4 protein-coding genes are annotated in these 3353 nt (G+C 66.8%); 3 read left to right on the forward strand and 1 reads right to left on the reverse strand.

All coding sequences use genetic code 11. The annotated features are described in order from the left end of the window. Positions 1-558 (reverse strand): TetR-like C-terminal domain-containing protein (locus VE759_RS05305; RefSeq protein WP_324928920.1); only part of this gene is annotated, 558 nt, incomplete at its 3' end. Positions 559-652: 94 nt separating this feature from the next. On the opposite strand from VE759_RS05305, the gene VE759_RS05310 reads away from it, so the two are divergent. The 3 genes from VE759_RS05310 to VE759_RS05320 all read left to right on the forward strand — a co-directional run. Then, positions 653-1756 (forward strand): saccharopine dehydrogenase NADP-binding domain-containing protein, encoded by a 1104-nt coding sequence (locus VE759_RS05310; protein WP_324928922.1) that lies wholly within the window; start codon positions 653-655, stop codon positions 1754-1756. Beyond that, entirely contained in the window at positions 1753-2673 is a 921-nt protein-coding gene (locus VE759_RS05315; protein ID WP_324928924.1) for an alpha/beta hydrolase, read from the forward strand. The genes VE759_RS05310 and VE759_RS05315 overlap by 4 nt, the downstream gene beginning before the upstream one ends. Before the next feature lie 100 nt (positions 2674-2773). Continuing rightward, on the forward strand, positions 2774-3353 hold a 580-nt coding region (locus tag VE759_RS05320; RefSeq protein WP_324928926.1), incomplete at its 3' end, for an SDR family NAD(P)-dependent oxidoreductase.

Consider the following 3353-nt stretch of genomic DNA (forward strand, 5'->3'; position numbering starts at 1 on the left):
GCGCCTTCGTTGTGCGATGGGGACGCACGCACTCAGGGCGGCCTCGACGGTTGCCTCCAGAAGTGTGTCATCGATCGGTCCGATGATGGGCAGAACTGCGCGAAGCAAGAGGGGACCGGTCAGCAGATCGGAGACGACGCCGGGGTGCTTCACCGGCGTTATCTCGGCGCGCTCGACGGCACGGGCCAGCATCGTGGCGACCGAGTGGCGGCGCGGCGCCATGAACCGTTCGTAGAGCGCTGCCGCTACCGCATTGTTGGACGGGAAATCACTGAGGAGGCCGGCCAGTGCAGCCTGAACGACCGGGTCTGCGAAGAAGCTACGCTGCAGCTCCTGCAGCAGGCGCAGATCCCGACGCAGGTCGCCGCTGTCTGGCGCGGGATCAATGCCGAAGCGGCTCACCAACAGTCCGACGATGAGCTCGCCTGGCGTCTTGGCCCGACGGTAGATCGCCGCACGGGTGGTGCCGGCGAGCTTGGCGACCCGATCGATGTTCACGGCCGCATAACCGTCGGAAAGCAGCAGCGACTCAACCGCATTCGCGATCGCGGTGTCCAAGGAAGTGTCGCGGGGACGACCTCGAAGATCCGACATCTGCATTCGGCACCCTAACCGATTGGCATATTAACGATGCAGAGTGTACCGTAAATGCATGAACACAATCTGGGTGCTCGGCGCCACCGGTCTGAGTGGTCGCGCGATCGCACGAGAACTGGCCGGCGCGGAACACGGCGCGGAGCAAGACGCGGAACAAGGCGCGGAACAAGACGTAGTACTCATCGGACGTAATGCAGACAGGCTGGCCGCGGTCGCCGCATCGCTAGCCTCGCCGGTGCACACTCGCGTGGCCTCCGGGCTCACCGAGCTGGCCGGGTTGATCGCCGCGGAGAAACCCGCGGTTGTCGTGAACACCGTCGGCCCGTTCACTTCGTCGACCGTGCCGTTGGCGCGGGCAAGCCTTTCAGCCGGCAGTCATTACGTCGATCTGGCCAACGAGCTCGAACCGGTGCGGCAGCTACTTGCGCTCGACGGCGAGGCGCGACGCCGAGACGTAACGCTGGTGACCGGTGCCGGCTTCGGTGTGTTGGCCACCGAGGCACTGGTGATCGAGCTGCGCGGCGACCGGCCTGCGGCGGCCCGCGCCAGGGTCGCTGCCATGCCCACCGTGGACGGGCTCGGGTCGGCGGTCCTCGCCAGCGCGGTCGATGCCGTGGCCTACGGCGGCAGGCGCTACCGCGACGGGCGACTGGTGCGTACCCGACTGGGCGCGAATCACGAGCTGATATCGCTCCCCGACTCGGCGCCGACCGATGTCCTCGCGGTGCCCACCGGTGAACTGGAGGCGGCGCGCCGCGCCTCGGGCGCCGGCGATGTGCTGGCGTACTCCAGTGAAGTGCCGAGCGGACGATTGGTCCGAGCCGTCCTGCCAACGGTCTCGGTGCTGTTCGCCGTTCGGCCGGTCCAGAAAACGATTCAGCGGGTCATCAACCGCAAGCGGCTGACTCCACCGGCCAGGGCCGGCCACGAATCCTGGGCCTACGCCCGGTTGGAGTGGGACGACGGGACCCGGCGCGAGGCCTGGTTGCACACCGGCGAGGGTTACCGCTTTACCGCACGCATTGCCGCGCGTACCGCCGCGCGGTTAGCCGATGGGTCGGCAGTGGCGGGCGCCTATACCCCTGGAGCGCTGTTTGGCGCCGACGCCGCCCGCTGGGCGAGCGCCGAGATCGTCACGTCCGGCGATGTGACCACATGACCGGGCGAGTGGCCAATCGGCGTGACGTACGGATACCCGCGGGCGGCGAGGAGCTCGACGCGTGGATTTACCTGCCCGACGGAGGAGGTCCGCACCCGGTCGTGGTGATGGCGCACGGTATCGGCGGCGTCAAGGCCGCGGGACTGGCACCGTTCGCCGAGCAGTTTGCCGACGGCGGATTTGCCGCACTGGTGTTTGACTATCGGCACTGGGGTGGCTCGACCGGCCGGCCGCGACAGATGCTGTCGATCGGCCGGGAACTCGAGGACTACCGCACGGCGCTGGCGTGGGCCCGTACCCAGCAGGCATTTGATGCCACGCGAATTTTCGTGTGGGGCACATCATTTGCCGGTATGCATGTCGTCGAGCTGGCCGCCAGCGAGCCCGCGCTGGCCGGCGCGATCGCGCAGTGCCCGTTAGTCGACGGCCTGGCCGGGGTGAGGAACATCCCGCTTGCTCGGGGGCTGCGTCTCACCGCCCACGCGATCATCGATCTGGTCGGATCAGTGCTTGGCCGGCCGCCGCGCTACCTGTCGGTCAGCGTACCGCGCGGGCAGTTCGGGGTCATTGCCACCGAAGACGCGATGATCGGCCACACGCGGCTTGACCCGGGTGACGGCTCTTGGCCCAATCAGATCACCGCCCGGTCCCTTCTGGAAGTGGCGATGCACCGGCCCGTGCGGCGCGCCCGGGGTGCGCGGTGCCCACTGCTCATGGTCGTCGCCGAGCATGACACTATGGCCCCGCCCGGACCGGCGCTGGCCGTCGCGGTGCGGGCCCCGCACGGCGAGCTGTACCGCAGCCGCGGCGGCCACTATGACGTCTACGCCGGCGGACTCGATCATGACAACGTCGTGCAGGTACAGATGGCCTTCCTACGACGCCACGCCTCGATGACGCCACGCCGGATGTTGTGACCTGCCCACCGATGATTATCGGCGCCGCAGCGTATCTCACTTAATGCGGACAATCGGGCCCGTGGCTCGCACTACGACATGAGAGGAACAGGGCGTAATCATGGCGAGAATCGCAGATGGAGAAGTTCTGATTACGGGGGGCAATCGTGGTATCGGGCGGGCGTTGGTTCAGGAAGCGTTGGGCAGGGGAGCGAAGCGCGTCTACGTCGGTACGCGCGCGCCTTTGGCCCACTCGGACGGGCGCGTTAGGCCCCTGACCCTGGATGTCACCAACGCTGCGCAGATTCAGAACGCTGTTGATGAGGTGGAATCGCTCGATGTCCTCGTCAACAATGCCGGCGTGGCGCTTTACGACGACTTGAGCGACCCGTCCGCGCTCGAAAAACACCTCGCCGTCAACCTTTTCGGCACGTACTTCGTCACCCACGCCTTTTTGCCGTTGCTAACTCGTTCGCGGGGAGCCATCGTCAACAATCTGTCGATAAACGCCTTCGCACCCTTGCCGCTCATTCCGGCCTACTCGATCTCGAAGGCGGCCGCATTCAACCTGACGCAATCGCTGCGCGCCTTATTGGCCGGGCGCGGCGTAGCGGTTCATGCCGTGCTGACCGGCGTCGTGGACACCGATATGACCCGCGGCCTCGACATGACCAAGGCCTCCCCAGAATCGGTCGCACGAG

This window comes from Mycobacterium sp. (assembly GCF_035640695.1).
Classification (GTDB): Bacteria; Actinomycetota; Actinomycetes; order Mycobacteriales; family Mycobacteriaceae; genus Mycobacterium.

Coding starts and splice junctions, on each gene's coding strand:
- VE759_RS05315 (WP_324928924.1), top strand. CDS start 1,753: ATGACCGGGCGAGTGGCCAATCGGCGTGACGTACGGATACCCGCGGGC.
- VE759_RS05310 (WP_324928922.1), top strand. CDS start 653: ATGAACACAATCTGGGTGCTCGGCGCCACCGGTCTGAGTGGTCGCGCG.